Origin of the sequence: Aeromicrobium sp. (assembly GCF_036676885.1) — a bacterium.
Classification (GTDB): domain Bacteria; phylum Actinomycetota; class Actinomycetes; order Propionibacteriales; family Nocardioidaceae; genus Aeromicrobium.
On record NZ_JAKFCB010000135.1, the window covers coordinates 1 to 17,114 of the forward strand.

The following is a 17,114-nucleotide window of genomic DNA, read 5'->3' on the forward strand; positions in this document are numbered from 1 at the left end:
CCAGAGTGCCCCGGTGGACAAGCCCGGGCGCGCCGTGCAACGGAACCCTCAGAGGAGAACAGTGTCAAAGAAGACTGCTGCGCCCACGGTCGCAGACATGCCCAAGGACGAAATCATCAAGCAGTACGCACTCAGCGACGGCGACACCGGATCCCCTGAGGTCCAGATCGCGCTGCTGACCGGCCGCATCTCGCACCTGACCGGCCACCTCCAGGAGCACAAGCACGACCACCACAGTCGTCGTGGACTGCTGCTCCTCGTCGGACAGCGTCGTCGCCTGCTCAACTATCTGCAGAACAACGACATCGAGCGCTACCGCTCGCTCATCGAGCGTCTCGGTCTGCGCCGCTAGACCCCTGAGGCGGTCACTCCCCGTGGAGTGACCGCCTTTCTTCACAACTGCACATCGCATCACCCATGACGAGAGTGCCCAGGCACGACGTGCTCGGTCCTCGGTAGTGGCCCTCGGGAAGTCCCTCAAGGGATGCCCGCAGGCCTCGATCGAAGACCGACAAGGTTCCACCGCCTGGCACCTCTCGTCCCAACAGGCAGGCATTCGCCTGCGGAAGGGACTTCCATGTCGGAATCCACACTTCACACCGCTGAGACCGTCATCGACAACGGCCGTTTCGGCACCCGCACGATCCGTTTCGAGACGGGCGTACTCGCCCAGCAGGCCGCCGGCTCGGTGGCTGCATTCCTCGACGACGACACGATGCTCCTGTCGGCGACGACCGCCGGCAAGCACCCCAAGGACCACTTCGACTTCTTCCCCTTGACGATCGACGTCGAGGAGCGGATGTACGCCGCCGGCCGCATCCCGGGCTCGTTCTTCCGCCGTGAGGGACGCCCCAGCGAGGACGCGATCCTCACGTGCCGCCTGATCGACCGCCCGCTGCGCCCGACCTTCAAGAAGGGTCTGCGCAACGAGGTCCAGGTCGTCATCACGGTCCTGGCGCTCAACCCCGACACCCCGTACGACGTCCTGGCGATCAACGCGGCCTCCGCGTCGACGCAGATCTCGGGCCTGCCGTTCACCGGCCCGGTCGGCGCCACGCGCGTCGCCCTGATCGACGGCCAGTGGGTCGGCTTCCCGACGCACAGCCAGCTCGAGAACGCCGTCTTCGACATGGTCGTCGCCGGCCGCATCGCGGGTGACGACGTCGCCATCATGATGGTCGAGGCCGAGTCGACCGAGTCGACCTGGGACCTCGTCCAGAGCGGTGTCCAGGCGCCGACCGAAGAGATCGTCGCCGGTGGCCTCGATGCCGCCAAGGTCTTCATCAAGCAGCTCTGCGAGGCGCAGATCGCGCTCGCCAACACGGCCGCCAAGCCGGTGCGCGAGTTCCCGATCTTCCTCGACTACGAAGACGACGTCTACGAAGCCGTCGAGGCCGTCGCCAAGGCCGACCTGGCCCAGGCGCTCACGATCGTCAGCAAGGCTGATCGTGAGGAGCGCGAGTCCGAGATCAAGGCCGACGTCATCGAGAAGCTCGGTGAGCAGTTCGAGGGTCGCGAGAAGGAGATCGGCGCTGCCGTTCGCTCCGTGACCAAGGCCGTCGTCCGCGAGCGCGTCCTGCGCGACAAGGTCCGCATCGACGGCCGTGGCCTCGAGGACATCCGTGCCCTCAGCGCCGAGGTCGGCATCGTTCCCCGCGTGCACGGCTCGGCGCTGTTCCAGCGCGGCGAGACCCAGATCATGGGCATCACGACGCTCAACATGCTGGGCCTCGAGCAGAAGCTCGACACGCTCTCGCCCGAGACGTCGCGCCGTTACATGCACAACTACAACTTCCCGCCCTACTCGACCGGTGAGACCGGCCGGGTCGGTTCGCCGAAGCGCCGCGAGATCGGTCACGGTGCCCTCGCGGGCCGTGCGCTCCTCCCGGTCCTGCCGACGCGTGAGGAGTTCCCCTACGCGATCCGCCAGGTGTCCGAGGCGCTCAGCTCCAACGGCTCCACCTCGATGGGTTCGGTCTGCGCCTCGACGCTCGGCCTGCTCAACGCCGGTGTGCCGCTGCGCGCGCCGGTCGCCGGCATCGCGATGGGACTCATCTCGGGTGAGATCGACGGCAAGCAGACGTTCGTCACGCTGACCGACATCCTGGGAGCCGAGGACGCCTTCGGCGACATGGACTTCAAGGTCGCCGGCACGCGCGAGTTCGTCACCGCCCTGCAGCTCGACACCAAGCTCGACGGCATCCCCGCCGACGTGCTGGCCGGCGCCCTGACCCAGGCATACGGTGCTCGCGTCGCGATCCTCGACGTCATGGCCGAGGCCATCGACGAGCCCGATGAGATGAGCCCCTACGCCCCGCGGATCATCACGATCAAGATCCCCGTGGACAAGATCGGTGAGGTCATCGGCCCCAAGGGCAAGATCATCAACCAGATCCAGGACGAGACGGGCGCCAACATCTCGCTCGAGGACGACGGCACGGTCTACGTCGGTGCGGAGAGCGGCGAAGCTGCCGAAGCCGCACGTGACGCGATCAACGCCATCGCCAACCCGACGATGCCCGAGGTCGGCGAGCGCTACCTCGGCACCGTCGTCAAGACGGTCGACTTCGGCGCGTTCGTGTCGCTGGCTCCCGGCCGCGACGGCCTGCTGCACATCAGCAAGCTCCGTGAGCTCAACGGTGGCCAGCGGGTCAACAACGTCGAGGACGTCGTCAAGGTCGGCCAGAAGATCCAGGTCGAGATCGCCGAGCTCGGCGACCGCGGCAAGCTCTCGCTGATCCCCGTGCTCGAGGACAAGGGCGAAGAGGCTGCTCCGGCCGAGGAGCCGGTCAGCTCCGACGCCTGATCCGTACGTCCGTGAAGGGCCCCGCCGCACTGCGGCGGGGCCCTTCCGCGTCCCCTGTGAGAGCATCGGCCGGTGACGACACCCCCCGACGTCCTGGATGCCAGTGACCCGCTCGCGGCCTTCCGCGACCGCTTCGTGATCGACGACGACCTCGTCGCCTACCTCGACGGCAACTCGCTCGGGCGCGTGCCGAAGGCGACCGTCGAACGCCTCACGACGTTCGTGCGGCAGGAGTGGGGCGGCCGGCTGATCCGTGGCTGGGACGACTCGTGGGTCGACCTGCCGGTCACGGTCGGCGACGAGCTGGGCGCCGCCCTGCTGGGCGCGGCACCGGGGCAGACCGTCATCGCCGACTCGACCTCCGTCAACATCTACAAGCTGCTGCACGCCGCCGCAGGCATGCGCCCGGGCCGCGACGAGATCGTGATCGACGCGACCAACTTCCCGACCGACCGCTACCTCGTCGAGTCGGTTGCTGACGCCCGTGGGATGACCGTGCGCTGGCTCGAGCCGGACCTGATCGACAACGTCACGGTGGACGTGCTCGCGGGGGCGCTGGGCGAGCGTACGGCGGTCGTGGTGCTGTGCCAGGTCGACTACCGCTCCGGCACGCTGGTCGACCTGCCCGCCCTCACGGCGCTCGCGCACGACGCCGGCGCGTTGGTGCTGTGGGACCTGTGCCACTCGGCGGGTGTCCTGCAGATCGGCCTCGACGCCGCCCGGGTCGACTTCGCGGTCGGCTGCACGTACAAGTACCTCAACAGCGGTCCCGGCTCGCCGGCGTTCATGTACGTCGCGGAGCGCCACGTCGCGGAGGCGACGCAGCCGATCGCCGGGTGGTGGAGCGCCGCCGACCTGTTCGCGATGTCCGACACGTATGAGGTCGCGCCGACGATCCGGCGGATGCTCAGCGGGACGCCGGCCGTCGCCGGGATCGTCGCGGTGCAGGAGGGCGTACGCCTGATCGCCGAGGCCGGTGTCGACGCGATCCGGACCAAGTCGGAGGCCCTGACGGCGTACACGATCGAGCTGCTCGACGAGGCCGGGCTCGAGGTCGCCACGCCGCGCGACCCGGCGTTGCGGGGGAGCCATGTCACGGTGCGTCACCCGGAGGCACGGAGCATCGCCGAGCAGATGATCGCGCGAGGTGTGGTGCCGGACTTCCGCGAATCCGACCTCATCCGGCTGGGCCTGTCGCCACTGTCGACATCGTTCGCCGAGGTCGCGGCCGGCGTGCGTGTCCTCGTCGACCTGGCCGCCGGCACGCGCCGATAGGCTGACGCCATGACACGGGTTGCGGTGCTGGGCGCCAAGGGGCGCATGGGTTCGGAGTCGGTCCGGGCGCTGAACGATGCCGAGGGCATCGAGGTGGTGGCCGAGGTCGACGTCGACGACTCCCTCGACCTGATCACCGAGTCCGGCGCCGAGGTCGCGCTCGACTTCACGCAGCCGGCGGCGGCGCTCGACAACGTGACGTGGTGCGTCGAGCACGGCGTCAACGTCGTCGTCGGCACCTCCGGCTTCGACGACGCCAAGATCGAGCGTGTACGCACGCTGCTCGGCGACGAGCCGTCGACCGGAGTCCTGATCGTGCCCAACTTCTCGATCGGCGCCGTGCTGATGATGCGCTTCGCCGCGACCGCCGCGCCCTACTTCGAGTCGATCGAGGTCATCGAGCTCCACCATCCCAACAAGGTCGACGCACCGTCGGGCACCGCGACGCGTACCGCCGAGATGATCGCCGCCGCGCGCGACGAGGCCGGCTCGCCGCCGCTGCCCGACGCCACGACGACCGATCCCGAGGGGGCGCGCGGAGCGAAGGTCGCGGGCATACCCGTGCACTCGGTGCGTGCCCGCGGGTTCACGGCGTCGCAGGAGGTCCTGTTCGGCGGTGCGGGGGAGACATTCTCGATCCGGCACGACTCGATCGACCGGGCGTCGTTCATGCCCGGCGTCGTCGCCGCCGTGCGCGCCGTGTCGGGCCGCCCCGGTGTCACCGTCGGCCTCGACAGCATCCTCGGCCTCTAGGGGTGGCGGTTTACCAGGTTAACCTGGTAAACCGTCACCCCTCCAGGCAAATTTGCCCGGGGGAGTGGCCGATTACCAGGTTAACCTGGTAAACCGTCACACCATCCGAGCGAGCCCGGCGACGAGCGCGGCTGCGAACACGACCGGCAGGAACGGCACGCGCAGCGCCAGCAGCACCGCGGCGACCGCGAGCCCGAGCAGGCGCGCGTCGATCCGCAGCGAGCCGTCGTCGGCGAACACCTGGACCGCGATCAGGGCGCCGAGCAGCGCGACCGGGATGAGGTCAGCCGCTCGTACGGTTGCCGGATGGTTGAGGATGCGCTCGGGCACCGACAGCCCGGCGTACTTCAGCGCGAAGCAGCCCACGATCATGATGACGATGCCCAGCCACAGCGACGTCATGCGTCCACCCTCGGCCGCCACAGCATGCCCAGCACGACCGCAGCGCCGCCGCCCAGGACGATCGGCAACCCCGCAGCGGTGAGCGGGACCAGGCCGAGCGCGACCGCCGCCCCGAACAGCGCCACGATGCGCGCGTGCCACGACGTCAGCCGCGGCCACAGCAGGCCCAGGAACGCGGCGCCGACCGCGGCGTCCAGCCCGTACGTCTCGGGGTTGCCGATCTTCTCGCCGGCCAGGGCGCCCAGGAACGTCATGAGATTCCACAGGACGAAGATCGAGATGCCGGTCCAGTAGAAACCCAGACGGCTCTGCCGCCTCGTCTCGCGCGTCACGGCCATCGCGGTCGACTCGTCGATCACGAGATGGGCCGACGCCAGGCGTTGCGGACCCTTGAGGTCGAGCCTCTGGGCCAGGCTCAGCCCGTAGAACAGGTTGCGGCTGCCGAGCAGCGTCGCCGTCAGCGCGCCGGTCACCGGGTTGCCGCCCGACGCGATGATGCCGAGGAACGCGAACTGTGAAGCACCGGTGAACACCAGGAGAGACAGCACGCACGTCTGCAGCACGTCGAGCCCTGAGGCCGTCGAGATCGCGCCGAACGACACGCCGTACGTACCGGTGGCCAGCCCGACCCCCAGCGAGTCGACGATGACCGAGCGGTCTGTCGTCGTCATCCGATCGCGGTGTGCAGCCGGATCTGCTTGAGGGTTTGCCCGGTGTCGGTGGCGAGCTCGCGGTGGGCGCCGTCGGGCTCCCAGCCGGACTCGGTGACGAAGGCCCGCAGTGCGTCGTCCGTCGATCCGACCCACCACACGGCGCGGGTGAACTTGTCGGCGGCGAGCGTGTCGACGGCGGCCTGCAGCAGCCGCGAGCCATGACCCGCACGCTGGTGGTCAGGGTCGATGACGAACTCGCCGACCTCGCCGTCGGCGACCTGGTCGGCGTCGGGGTCGTAGCACGGGTGCACCAGGGCGAACCCGCGTACGTCGGCGCGCTCGAGGGCCACCAGCACGCGCATCCGGGCGTCCTTGGGCGAGCTGAGCGTGGCCACCCAGCGCTCGGCCAGCTCGGCCGGATCGACGGACTCGAGCACCTCCGCCGGGATCAGGTCGGCGTAGCTGGCGCGCCAGCTGGCGAGCTGGACGCGCACGATCGAGGCGGCGTCGTCCGGCCAGGCCAGGCGCGCGCTGACATCGGCGCTCACGTTGCGGGTCGCTCGATGATCACGGTGCCCCCGTGCGTGCTCGCCGTCTCGGCGAGCCGCAGACTGGCGAGCACCGGGTGGTCCTCGAGGATCTTCGCGCTGTTGGCGAGCGCGCGGAGCACCGCGACGTCGCTGCGGGCCTGCTCGAGGGCGATCTGCGACTGCTGACGAGTCGTCACCAGCTCCTCGGTGGCCCGGCGGATGTCGCCGGGGACGAGGACGTCGCGGACGGCGAAGTCGGTGATGGAGAAGCCGGCGCTGCCGGCCGCCTCGAGCACCTCGTGCGGGGTCTCGTCGACGACGATGCCGGCAATCACCTCATCGAGCGTGCGGAGGTGCACGACGCTGCGCAGCCACGACTTGATCGCGTCGTAGACCAGGCCGTGAGGATCGGCGGTGAACTCGATGAAGGCCACGGGATCCGTCACCTGGAGACGTGCGGATGCGCTGACCTTGACGGTGATCCCGTCCGAGGTGGGCACTTCCTGCGGCCGTACGTCGAAGATCTGCACCCGGGTGTCGACGCGGACGAGCCGATGCCCGGTCGACCAGAAGCGGTGGCGTCCGGGCTCGAGGATCCCCTGCAGCTTGCCTCGTCGGTAGTGGACGTACCGCTCGTAGGGCATCACCGTGACCATGCCTGACATCCCTTCGGTTCTTCGGACCGTTCGTGGGCCGGCCCGGAATCGGGGCGGGGGACCCGAAGTCCCGCAGAGCCCGTCATACCGGCGCTCCGAAGAGCACGCCGGCCCACGAACGGGGATGGGGATTCGAACCCCGGCCGCCGAAGCGGTTCACCATGAATCCATTCGCAGATGGAGCCCACGGGGTACGACGCGTGGAAACCCTTGGCCATGGCCTCAGGTCCACTGATCCCGCGGACCGTCATTGTGTCACGACTCGAGGAAGCTCTCCACGAGGTGCGACTCGGCGCCTTGCGAGTCGAGCATCGCCGCCGTCATCGAGGTGTTGCGCAGGCTCGGCCAGGTCTCCCACCCGATCACCGCGAGGCCCGGGAACCCGGCGATCACGAGGGGCCATCCGCCGTAGTCGCCGACGAACGTCACGACCCCGGCCGGCAGGAGAGCGGCGAAGCAGTAGAAGAACTTGCGTACGGTCTGGGCCGCGAACACCCCGACCGCCTCGTTGCGCAGCTCGTGCGGAGGAACGTCCGGGGACATCGGTGAGGCGGTCAGCCACACCCGCTCCGCGAAGAATCCACCGATTGCGATCGGAACGACGAGCGCGACCGCGAGCCATGCCGGCGGGTAGTCCGCATCCGACCCGCCGAACATGAAGAACAGCAGCACCAGGAAGCCGGCGACCATCCCGATCTGCAGGAGGACGAAGTTGCGAACCTCTTTGGGCGTGGCGTCGTATTCAGCGCTCGGCATGGACAGAGTTTCGCACACGATCCGTCGGTCGTGATTGATACTCTGCGAACATGCGCGCGTACCTCGATCTCGTCCAACGGATCCTCGACGAAGGGGTCGCCAAGGGTGACCGCACGGGCACCGGCACGCGCAGCGTCTTCGGCCATCAGATGAGGTTCGACCTGAGCGAGGGTTTCCCTCTCGTGACGACCAAGAAGGTGCACCTCAAATCTGTGGTGGCCGAGCTCCTGTGGTTCATCGCGGGCGACACCAACACCCGCTACCTGCGCGACAACGGCGTGACGATCTGGGACGAGTGGGCCGACGACAACGGTGACCTAGGCCCGGTCTACGGCTACCAGTGGCGCTCCTGGCCGGCCCCCGGCGGCGAGCACATCGACCAGCTCGCCGCGGTGATCGAGCAGATCAGGACCAACCCCGACTCCCGCCGCCATGTCGTCAGCGCCTGGAATGTCGCGGACCTCGACGCCATGGCGCTCATGCCCTGCCACGCGTTCTTCCAGTTCTACGTTGCTGACGGCAAGCTGTCCTGCCAGATGTATCAACGCTCGGCCGACGTGTTCCTCGGCGTCCCGTTCAACATCGCGTCCTACGCCCTGCTGACCCACATGGTCGCCCAGGTCACGGGCCTCGGCGTGGGCGACTTCGTGCACACGCTGGGAGATGCCCACCTCTACGTCAACCACCTCGACCAGGCCCGCGAGCAGCTCACCCGCGAGCCGCGCGCCCTGCCGGAGCTGTGGCTCGATCCGTCCGTGACCTCGATCGACGGCTTCACGCTCGACTCGATCAAGGTGACCGGCTACGACCCGCACCCGGCGATCAAGGCCCCGATCGCAGTATGAGGCGAAGCGGGATGGTTGCGGCACTGTGAGGCGAATCCGAATCGAATCAGCTCTGTGAGCGTCACGGTCGTCGTGGCGATCGGGTCGAACGGGGTCATCGGCAACGACGGCGACATGCCGTGGCCGCGCACGGGCGACCAGCAGCAGTTCAAGGCGTTGACAATGGGTCATCCGATCGTCATGGGCCGCACGACGTACGAGTCGATCGGTCGCCCGCTGCCGGGGCGTACGTCGATCGTGCTCACCCGCAACCCGGAGTGGCACGCCGCCGGTGTCGAGGTCGCGCACACGCTGACCGACGCCTTGGCCCTGGCGCTGGGGCGTGACGACGAGGTGTTCCTGATCGGCGGCGCCCAGGTCTACGCCGAGGCGCTGGCCCAGGGTCTGGTCGACCGCATGGTCGTCACGCACGTCCACCTGGCGCCCGAGGGTGACGCGTGGTTCCCCGACCTCGACTGGTCGGCGTGGACCGAAGTGAGCCGCGACGCGTACGACGGCTACGACATCGCGACCTACGACCGGGCCTGACCCACAGTCCGGGCCGCAAAGTGTGCGTGTCTGCACCGGCAGCCACCGAAAGAGTGCGATTCTGCCTCGCTCGCGGCGCACAAACGGTGCAGACTCGCACGCTGTGCGCGATGGCGGGTCACTCAAACAGCGACGACCATTCGTCATCGAAACGGGGGATCGTGGGCCATCCGCGCCGTTCCGCCAGGACATCGCAGACGCGCAGGACGATCTCACGTGGAGTCGCGAGCTGGGCGGCCGTGATGACGATGAACACCCACCCCAGACGTTCCATGCGTTCGCGTCGTCGGACATCGCGCTCTCGCTGCGCCAGACTCAGTCCGTGCTGACGCCCGTCGTACTCGATGGCGATCTTCCACTGCGGCCACGACAGGTCGAGGCGTGCGATGCTGCCGAGCTCATCGCCGAATGACCTGTTGCACTCCAGCGGCGGCAACCCGGCAAGCTCCAGCATGACCCTGACGTATGTTTCGCGGGGCGACTCCGATCCAGTTCGGCTCAGCCGTGCGGCCCGGCGAGCCCTTCGAACGCCCGCCCCGTGGTGGTCGTGCAGGAAGTGTTCGAGGCGAGCGGGAGTGACGAGACGCCGCGCGTACAGCGCGTCGGCCGCAATCACCACGTCAACCAATGACAGCTTTGTCGCGGCGGTCGACAGGCTGAGCTCGGGCGACAGCAAGCGCCACCCGTCAACGATCCGGGTGCTCATCATCGTGAGCCGATGCGTTGTGATCCCGCGGATGCGAATGGGTTCAGGGTCAAGTGTCGCGAGATGCGGCATCAGATCTTCGCCGACGTCGATGCCGTAGAGCAGCAAGCCGCTGTGGTGGCTCGCAGCGCAGTGGGCAGGCGCGGCGAGCAGCGCCGCCTTGACCATCACGCTGGGTGTGCGCTCCAAGCTTGCGGCGGCATAGACACGCGGGAACAAGATCTGGAACCGGCGTCCTTGCAGCACCCGGCGGGAGTGACCGTGGCGTTCGGCCCATTCGAGCGTGAAGGGGCGGTCGTCCGGCAGAGGCGGTGGCAGCACGTTGCCAGCCAAGGCGAATCGAAGTCGGCCCGCGACGCCTCCGCCACGGCATGTGGACAGCCATCTGCCTCCAACAGACTGTGCACACGCGCACACGAGCACACGCGCACACCTTCGCGAAGAGCCCGTGCAGACTCGCACATGTTGCGTCCTGCGCACGGACAGCGGCTAGAGCAAGATGGCGAGCTGGCGGCTCTGGGCGACGAGGTTGCCTGCCTCGTCCCACAGCTCGCAGTCCTCCTCATGGAAGCCGTTGATGACGTGGCGCGTCGTCAGGCGGGTTGCGATCCAGCCCGGGACGGGCGTGCGGTGCAGATGCACCGTCAGCTGGACCGTCATCGACTGCGGCTCACCGATCTCGAGGACCGGAGGGGCGAACGAGTCGCAGAGGAACGCCAGCGCCGGCAGGTCGATCTCGCGACCACCGGCGAGGCGCTGCCAGAGCTCTGACGTGGGATCACCGTTGGGCTTGCCGAGGGCCCAACCAGGTGCCGCGCCGAGCCGGTAGTCGACCCGGTCGAAGATGCTGGAGGAGGGCATCGCGTCGGGGAAGTCCGCCGGGTTGAGGCAGTCGTCGGGTGCGGGCAGCGCCGGGGGAGTGCCGAGCTCGATCGAGCGTCCGCCGGTGCGGGCGCCGAAGCTCGCGAGCAGCTGCGCGATGTGCCGTTCGCCCTCCCACAGGGCAGCCTCGCCGGTCTGCACCCGGCGCCCATGGCGGAGCGTGGACGTACGGAGCTCGGCCGCACCGGTCTCCGGAGATGCCAGGTAGGTCACCGCCCCCACCATCGGGTCGTCTGCGTCCATCTCCTCGCCGAGACCACGCAGCATGGCTGCGAGGATGTAGCCGCCGTTGGGCTTGCCGAGCGGCGTGTTCCAGCGATCCGTCAACGTCAGGTCGCGGATGCCGTCGCCCCGGGGCACAGACGCGGTGTCGAGGTCGTAGATGTCATCGGTCACGCCGTCACGCCCATCGGGAAACCCACGGTACGGAGGCGACGGCGTGAAACCGCCTTCATGGTTCGCTTGCTGCGCTCGTTCACACACCTATCCTGCCGGTCGTCGCCGACCCCGCCCCAAGCGGTAGCCTCGTGGGTATGACGTCGCCGCTCGCCACCGAGGCTGCGCCCTTCGGGCGTGTGCTGACCGCCATGGTCACGCCGTTCACCCGCGAGGGTGAGCTCGATCTCGCAGACGCGCAGAAGGTGGCGTCCTATCTGGTCGATCAGGGCAACGACGGACTTGTCGTCAGTGGCACGACCGGTGAGTCGCCGACCACGACCGTCGCCGAGGACGGAAAGCTGCTTGCGGCCGTGCTGGAGGCCGTGGGTGACCGCGCCACGATCGTCGCTGGGGTGGGCACCAACGACACGCGCCACTCCGTCGAGCTGGCCGAGCAGGCCAAGAAGGCCGGCGCACACGGCCTGCTGCTCGTGACGCCCTACTACAGCAAGCCTCCCCAGGCCGGCATCCTCGCGCACATCAAGGAAGTCGCCCGGGCGGGCGACGACACCCCCGTCATGCTCTACGACATCCCCGGCCGCACGGGCATCCAGATCGCCGACGAGACGTACGCCCAGCTGGCCGACCACCCGCTCGTGATCGCCATGAAGGACGCCGTCGGCGACCTCAACCGCGGCGCCCGGCTCATGCACGAGACCGGCATCAAGATCTACTCCGGCGACGACCCGCTCAACCTGCCCTGGCTCGCGATGGGCGCCAGCGGCATCGTGAGCGTCGTCGCGCACGCGGCCGCCGGTGCGTACGTCCAGATGGTCGCGGCGGTCGATGCCGGCGACCTCGCCACCGCACGATCGATCAACGACCGACTACTTCCCGCCGTCAAGGCGATGATGACCTACACGCAGGGCGCGATCACCTCGAAGGCTGCCTTGCAGCTCCTCGGAGTGCTCGAGCACCGCACGATGCGTTCACCACTCCTCGAAGCCACGGACGAGGAAGTCGCGATCGTTCGCGACGGCCTGGTGGCTTCGGGCCTTCTCTGAAAGCTTCATACATGAGCCACATGCACCTCGAGCTCGACCCGCCCCCCGCACTCCCCGAAGGCGCCCTCCGCGTCATCCCGCTCGGCGGGCTCGGTGAGATCGGCCGCAACATGACGGTCTTCGAGTACGGCGGCAAGCTCCTGATCGTCGACTGCGGCGTCCTGTTCCCCGAGGAGCACCAGCCCGGCGTCGACCTGATCCTGCCCGACTTCGGGCCGATCCGTGATCGCCTCCAGGACATCGTCGGCATCGTCCTGACGCACGGCCACGAGGACCACATCGGCGGCGTTCCCTACCTGCTGCGCGAGCGCGAGAACATCCCGGTCATCGGTTCGCAGCTGACCCTGGCGTTCCTCGAGCCCAAGCTCAAGGAGCACCGCCTCAAGGACGCGCCCAAGTACGTCGTCACCGAGGGCGACGTCCAGTCGTTCGGCCCGTTCGAGCTCGAGTTCGTCGCGGTCAACCACTCGATCCCCGACGCGCTGGCGGTCGCGATCAAGACTCCTGCCGGCGTCGCATTGCACACCGGCGACTTCAAGATGGACCAGCTGCCGCTCGACGGCCGCATCACCGACCTGCGGGCGTTCGCCCGGCTCGGCGAGCAGGGCGTCGACCTGTTCCTGACCGACTCGACCAACGCCGAGGTGCCGGGCTTCACGACGTCCGAGCGCAACATCACGCCGGCGATCGACGCGGTCTTCGCCAGCAGCAACCGGCGCATCATCGTCGCGTCGTTCGCCTCGCACATCCACCGGGTCCAGCAGGTCATCGACGCCGCCGCCAAGCACGGCCGCAAGGTCGCCTACGTCGGCCGGTCGATGGTCCGCAACATGCAGATCGCCCGCGAGCTGGGCTACCTGCACGTGCCCGACGGTGTCGTCGTCGACAAGATCGACGCCGCCCCGCCGCACAAGATGGTCCTGATGTCGACCGGTTCGCAGGGCGAGCCGATGGCAGCCCTGTCGCGCATGGCCAACAACAGCCACCAGCAGGTCAGCCTGGAGCCGGGGGACACCGTCCTGCTCGCCTCGTCGCTGATCCCCGGCAACGAGAACGCGATCTACCGCGTCATCGACGGGCTGACCAAGCTCGGCGCCAATGTCGTGCACAAGGGCAACGCCCTGGTGCACGTCTCAGGTCACGCGTCGGCCGGCGAGCTGCTCTACTGCTACAACATCGTCAAGCCCACCAATGTGCTCCCGGTGCACGGCGAGATCCGCCACCTGCACGCCAATGCCAAGCTCGCAACTGCGACCGGTGTGCCCAACGTGCTGCTGGCCGAGGACGGCTTCGTCATCGACCTGGTCGATGGCCACGCCTCGATCACGGGTGCCGTCGAGTGCGGCTACGTGTACGTCGACGGCTCGTCGGTCGGCGACCTGACGGATTCTGAGCTCAAGGACCGCCGCGTGCTCAGCGAAGAAGGCTTCATCTCGGTCGTCGTGGTGGTCGACTCGACCAACGGCAAGATCGTGTCCGGGCCGGAGATCCACGCCCGCGGCATCGCCGAGGACGACTCGGCGTTCGACGAGATCCTGCCCAAGATCGTCACGGCCCTCGAGGAGTCGATGGCCGAGGGCAACCACGACTCGCGCCAGCTGCAGCAGGTCGTACGCCGGGTCCTGGGCTCGTACGTCGGCCGCAAGCTCCGCCGCCGCCCGATGATCCTGCCGGTCGTCATCGAGGCCTGACCACAGGACAGCCTGACGTTATCTCGAGACGTCCTGCGGCCGCCGGTCGAACCACTCCGACTTCTCACAACAACCCCCACAGCACTGTGCGAACAGTGTTACCTCGTTCTCATCGCGAGGTCTGTTGGGCTGAAACACGCGCTGCCTAGTTTCAGGGTTACCAGATCCGGCGAAGTGCCGGGTCCATGACCCTCGGAGCGTTTCATGACCAGTGTCGTCAGCAGCCCCCCAGAACAACAGCCGACCCCACCGGCCGCCGCCCGCCGCACCGGCAACTGGATCGACAACTGGGAGCCCGAGAACCCTGAGTTCTGGGAGTCGTCGGGCAAGCAGGTTGCCCGCCGCAATCTGATCTGGTCCATCTTCGCAGAACACCTCGGATTCTCGGTGTGGCTGCTGTGGAGCGTCAGCGCGGCCATGCTGGCCAAGGTCGGATTCGACTACAGCGCCCAGCAGCTGTTCTTCCTCGTCGCGGTGCCGAACCTCGTGGGTTCGCTGCTGCGCCTTCCCTACACGTTCGCGGTGCCGAAGTTCGGTGGCCGCAACTGGACCATCATCAGCGCCGCCCTGTTGGTCATTCCGACGGTGCTGTTCATCGTGTTCGTGCAGCGACCCGACACGCCCTATTGGGTCTTCGTGATGATCGCGGCGACCGCCGGCTTCGGTGGCGGGAACTTCTCGTCCTCGATGACGAACATCAACTACTTCTACCCCACGCGCCTCAAGGGTTCAGCCCTCGGACTGAACGCGGCGGGCGGCAACATCGGTGTCTCGCTGATCCAGTTCTTCCTGCCGATCATTGTCGGAGCCGGAGGAGCGTTCGGCGCGATCAAGGCCGCCGATGCAATCAACCTGCAGCGAGTCGGCTACCTGTATGCCACGTTGGCTGTCATCGCTGCCGTTGCGGCGTACTTCTTCATGGACAACCTGTCGTCCGCGAAGGGCAAGCCGCGCGAGACCCTGGCTGTCGCGAAGTACAAGCACACGTGGATCATGTCGCTGCTGTACGTCGGCACGTTCGGTTCATTCATCGGCTACTCGGCCGCCATGCCGTTGCTCATCAAGATCAACTTCTTCCGCTCGCCGATCCCCACGGAGTCCATCGGCATCAACTTCGTCTACTACGCCTTCCTCGGAGCCCTCGTGGGCTCGATCACTCGCCCGTTCGGAGGCTGGCTCGCTGACAAGATCGGCGGCGCCAAGGTGACACTGGGTTGCTTCATCGCGATGATCGCCGGCACGCTCGGTGTGTTCTACACGTTGACGCTGCTCGATCCGGTTCCTGTCGCATCGCCGGACAAGATCGCGGCCTGGACCGCCGATCCGTCGTCGTTCCCCGGGTTCTCCCCGGAGATCACGGCCGCGGTCAACCACAACTCCGACATCTTCCCGTGGTTCCTGGCGATGTTCCTGTTCGTCTTCGCGGCGACAGGCGTGGCGAACGGCTCGACGTACAAGATGATCCCGCACATCTTCAAGGCGCAGGCACAGGGCGGAACCTCCGAGGGCACCCCGGAGCGGTACGTCGCAGAAGCCAAGGCCGTCAAGGAGGGCTCGGCGGCGCTGGGCATCATCGGTGCGGCCGGCGCGATGGGTGGCTTCCTGATCCCCATCACCTTCGGCTCACCGTGGGTGACCGACCCGGTGGAGGCGTGCAAGGTCGCGTTCATCGTGTTCGCCGCGTACTACGTGCTGTGCTCGGCAGTCACCTGGTTCGTCTACCGGCGGCCCGGGGCGACCATGGCGAAGGCAGGCGTGTGACAGACACCCACTGTCCGTACTGCGCTCTGCAGTGCGCCCAGAAGCTCGGCGGCGATCCCATCGCCGCCGAGCCGCGGGCGTTTCCGACGAACGTCGGCGGGATGTGCCAGAAGGGCTGGACCAGCGCCGAGCTCCTCAGGGCACAGGACCGCATCACGACCCCGCTCCGCCGTACTCCGACTGGGTTTGAGCCAGTCGGATGGGACGAGGCGCTCGACGACATCGCCACGCGCGTCCAGGCCATCCAGGCAGCTGACGGCCCCGACGGCGTCGCGGTGTTCGGCGGGGGCGGTCTGACGAACGAGAAGGCCTACCAGCTCGGCAAGTTCGCCCGGCTCGCGTTACGCACGCGGCTGATCGACTACAACGGCCGGTTCTGCATGTCCTCGGCCGCGGCCGCCGCCAACCGTACGCTCGGCGTCGACCGTGGTCTGCCGTTCCCGCTGACCGACCTCAACGACGCACAGGCCGTGGTGCTGTTCGGCAGCAACCTCGCGGACACGATGCCGCCGGCGGTCCAGCACCTCGGCGGCGTACGCGAGCGCGGCGGGCTGATCGTCGTCGACCCGCGGCTCAGCGCCACCGCCAAGCTCACCGAGGACGGCGCGGGTGAGCACGTCCAGCTCGTGCCCGGCACGGACCTGGTGTTCATCATGGGACTGCTGCACATCGTGTTCGCCGAGTCGCTCACGGACGACGACTACCTCGCGACGCGCGTCGAAGGTGTCGACGCCGTACGCCGCAGCGTCGCCGAGTGGTGGCCCGAGCGGGTCGCCGCCACGACCGGCGTCCCCGAGACCCAGATGCGCCGCATCGCCCGCATGCTGGCCGACGCCAGCCCCCACCGGGGCGGCGCCGGAGCGTTCCTGCTGACGGGCCGCGGCTCCGAGCAGCACGTCGACGGCACCGACACCGTCACCGCTGTCATCAACCTGGCTCTGTCGCTCGGTCTCGTGGGCGCCGAGCGCGGCGGCTACGGCGCGATCACGGGCCAGGGCAACGGCCAGGGCGGCCGCGAGCACGGTCAGAAGTCCGACCAGCTGCCCGGCTACCGCATGATCGCCGACCCGGCCGCTCGCGAGCACGTCGCAGCCGTGTGGGGCGTCGACCCCGACATCATCCCCGGCCCCGGCGTTCCCGCGGTCGAGCTGCTCATGAGCCTCGGTATGCCCGACGGTCCGCGTGCGCTGTTCGTGCACGGCAGCAATGTCCTGGTCAGCGCCCCCGACGCCGACGCCATTCGCCGCCGGATCGAGTCGCTCGACCTCGTCGTGGTGTGCGACTTCATCCCGTCTGAGACCGCGCTGCTCGCCGACTACATCCTCCCCGTGACCCAGTGGGCGGAGGAGGAGGGCACCATGACGGGGCTCGAGGGTCGCGTGCTGCGCCGCCGCAAGGCCGTCGAGGCACCGTCGGGCGTACGCTCCG

General features: G+C 68.2%; 17 protein-coding genes. 10 read left to right on the forward strand and 7 right to left on the reverse strand.

Annotated elements, in window-relative coordinates:
• The first annotated feature begins 97 nt into the window (after positions 1–97).
• The 4 genes from rpsO (at position 98) to dapB (ending at position 4,834) form a co-directional block, all read left to right on the forward strand.
• The gene (gene rpsO, locus V6M46_RS06875; RefSeq protein ID WP_332663186.1) at positions 98–352 is read left to right on the forward strand and encodes a 30S ribosomal protein S15; all 255 of its coding nucleotides are present in this window, start codon (positions 98–100) and stop codon (positions 350–352) included.
• Between the two features lie 225 nt (positions 353–577).
• Positions 578–2,806 (forward strand): polyribonucleotide nucleotidyltransferase, encoded by a 2,229-nt coding sequence (locus tag V6M46_RS06880; protein ID WP_332663188.1) that lies wholly within the window; start codon positions 578–580, stop codon positions 2,804–2,806.
• Positions 2,807–2,878: 72 nt separating this feature from the next.
• Positions 2,879–4,081 carry a kynureninase gene (kynU, locus tag V6M46_RS06885; RefSeq protein ID WP_332663191.1) on the forward strand — a complete coding sequence of 401 codons (1,203 nt, stop codon included), beginning with the start codon at positions 2,879–2,881 and terminating at the stop codon, positions 4,079–4,081.
• A 9-nt stretch (positions 4,082–4,090) separates the two neighbouring features.
• Entirely contained in the window at positions 4,091–4,834 is a 744-nt protein-coding gene (dapB, locus tag V6M46_RS06890; protein WP_332663194.1) for a 4-hydroxy-tetrahydrodipicolinate reductase, read from the forward strand.
• A 96-nt stretch (positions 4,835–4,930) separates the two neighbouring features.
• Here the strand turns inward: dapB and V6M46_RS06895 are convergent, their stop codons facing one another.
• The 5 genes from V6M46_RS06895 to V6M46_RS06915 form a co-directional block, all read right to left on the reverse strand.
• Positions 4,931–5,236, reverse strand: coding sequence for an AzlD domain-containing protein (locus tag V6M46_RS06895; protein WP_332663197.1), 306 nt, complete (start codon positions 5,234–5,236; stop codon positions 4,931–4,933).
• Positions 5,233–5,907, reverse strand: a complete 675-nt coding sequence (locus V6M46_RS06900; RefSeq protein WP_332663200.1) for an AzlC family ABC transporter permease — start codon at positions 5,905–5,907, stop codon at positions 5,233–5,235. Before V6M46_RS06900 ends, V6M46_RS06895 begins: the two co-directional genes overlap by 4 nt.
• Complete coding sequence (locus V6M46_RS06905; protein ID WP_332663203.1) at positions 5,904–6,437, reverse strand: GNAT family N-acetyltransferase; 534 nt, start codon at positions 6,435–6,437, stop codon at positions 5,904–5,906. Before V6M46_RS06905 ends, V6M46_RS06900 begins: the two co-directional genes overlap by 4 nt.
• On the reverse strand, positions 6,434–7,075 hold the full coding sequence (locus tag V6M46_RS06910; RefSeq protein ID WP_332663206.1) for an SPFH domain-containing protein: 642 nt from the start codon (positions 7,073–7,075) through the stop codon (positions 6,434–6,436). The genes V6M46_RS06905 and V6M46_RS06910 overlap by 4 nt, the downstream gene beginning before the upstream one ends.
• A gap of 255 nt (positions 7,076–7,330) precedes the next feature.
• On the reverse strand, positions 7,331–7,831 hold the full coding sequence (locus V6M46_RS06915) for a hypothetical protein (RefSeq protein WP_332663209.1): 501 nt from the start codon (positions 7,829–7,831) through the stop codon (positions 7,331–7,333).
• Positions 7,832–7,881: 50 nt separating this feature from the next.
• Here V6M46_RS06915 and V6M46_RS06920 point away from each other — a divergent pair, with 50 nt between their 5' ends.
• Both V6M46_RS06920 and V6M46_RS06925 read left to right on the forward strand, forming a co-directional pair.
• Positions 7,882–8,676, forward strand: coding sequence for a thymidylate synthase (locus V6M46_RS06920; RefSeq protein ID WP_332663213.1), 795 nt, complete (start codon positions 7,882–7,884; stop codon positions 8,674–8,676).
• 114 nt (positions 8,677–8,790) lie between these two features.
• A complete protein-coding gene (locus tag V6M46_RS06925) occupies positions 8,791–9,204 on the forward strand; it encodes a dihydrofolate reductase (protein ID WP_442880463.1) in 414 nt (137 codons plus the stop codon).
• A 118-nt stretch (positions 9,205–9,322) separates the two neighbouring features.
• Here V6M46_RS06925 and V6M46_RS06930 read toward each other — a convergent pair whose 3' ends face one another.
• Together V6M46_RS06930 and V6M46_RS06935 are read right to left on the reverse strand one after the other, a co-directional pair.
• Positions 9,323–10,243: a hypothetical protein gene (locus V6M46_RS06930; RefSeq protein ID WP_332663219.1), complete on the reverse strand. Its 921-nt coding sequence runs from the start codon at positions 10,241–10,243 to the stop codon at positions 9,323–9,325.
• A 156-nt stretch (positions 10,244–10,399) separates the two neighbouring features.
• Positions 10,400–11,188: a thioesterase family protein gene (locus V6M46_RS06935; RefSeq protein ID WP_332663221.1), complete on the reverse strand. Its 789-nt coding sequence runs from the start codon at positions 11,186–11,188 to the stop codon at positions 10,400–10,402.
• A 137-nt stretch (positions 11,189–11,325) separates the two neighbouring features.
• Here V6M46_RS06935 and dapA point away from each other — a divergent pair, with 137 nt between their 5' ends.
• The 4 genes from dapA to V6M46_RS06955 form a co-directional block, all read left to right on the forward strand.
• Entirely contained in the window at positions 11,326–12,234 is a 909-nt protein-coding gene (gene dapA, locus V6M46_RS06940; RefSeq protein WP_332663224.1) for a 4-hydroxy-tetrahydrodipicolinate synthase, read from the forward strand.
• An 11-nt stretch (positions 12,235–12,245) separates the two neighbouring features.
• Positions 12,246–13,925 carry a ribonuclease J gene (locus V6M46_RS06945; protein WP_332663228.1) on the forward strand — a complete coding sequence of 560 codons (1,680 nt, stop codon included), beginning with the start codon at positions 12,246–12,248 and terminating at the stop codon, positions 13,923–13,925.
• A 204-nt stretch (positions 13,926–14,129) separates the two neighbouring features.
• On the forward strand, positions 14,130–15,686 hold the full coding sequence (locus tag V6M46_RS06950; RefSeq protein WP_332663231.1) for a nitrate/nitrite transporter: 1,557 nt from the start codon (positions 14,130–14,132) through the stop codon (positions 15,684–15,686).
• A partial coding sequence (locus V6M46_RS06955; RefSeq protein ID WP_332663233.1) for a molybdopterin oxidoreductase family protein occupies positions 15,683–17,114 on the forward strand: 1,432 nt, incomplete at its 3' end. The genes V6M46_RS06950 and V6M46_RS06955, both read left to right, overlap by 4 nt.

Bases quoted from the DNA above. Each gene is read 5' to 3' on its own strand.
- rpsO (WP_332663186.1), top strand. From the start codon at position 98: ATGCCCAAGGACGAAATCATCAAGCAGTACGCACTCAGCGACGGCGAC.
- V6M46_RS06880 (WP_332663188.1), top strand. From the start codon at position 578: ATGTCGGAATCCACACTTCACACCGCTGAGACCGTCATCGACAACGGC.
- dapB (WP_332663194.1), top strand. From the start codon at position 4,091: ATGACACGGGTTGCGGTGCTGGGCGCCAAGGGGCGCATGGGTTCGGAG.
- V6M46_RS06895 (WP_332663197.1), bottom strand. From the start codon at position 5,236: ATGACGTCGCTGTGGCTGGGCATCGTCATCATGATCGTGGGCTGCTTC.
- V6M46_RS06900 (WP_332663200.1), bottom strand. From the start codon at position 5,907: ATGACGACGACAGACCGCTCGGTCATCGTCGACTCGCTGGGGGTCGGG.
- V6M46_RS06910 (WP_332663206.1), bottom strand. From the start codon at position 7,075: ATGGTCACGGTGATGCCCTACGAGCGGTACGTCCACTACCGACGAGGC.
- V6M46_RS06915 (WP_332663209.1), bottom strand. From the start codon at position 7,831: ATGCCGAGCGCTGAATACGACGCCACGCCCAAAGAGGTTCGCAACTTC.
- V6M46_RS06920 (WP_332663213.1), top strand. From the start codon at position 7,882: ATGCGCGCGTACCTCGATCTCGTCCAACGGATCCTCGACGAAGGGGTC.
- V6M46_RS06925 (WP_442880463.1), top strand. From the start codon at position 8,791: ATGCCGTGGCCGCGCACGGGCGACCAGCAGCAGTTCAAGGCGTTGACA.
- dapA (WP_332663224.1), top strand. From the start codon at position 11,326: ATGACGTCGCCGCTCGCCACCGAGGCTGCGCCCTTCGGGCGTGTGCTG.
- V6M46_RS06945 (WP_332663228.1), top strand. From the start codon at position 12,246: ATGAGCCACATGCACCTCGAGCTCGACCCGCCCCCCGCACTCCCCGAA.
- V6M46_RS06950 (WP_332663231.1), top strand. From the start codon at position 14,130: ATGACCAGTGTCGTCAGCAGCCCCCCAGAACAACAGCCGACCCCACCG.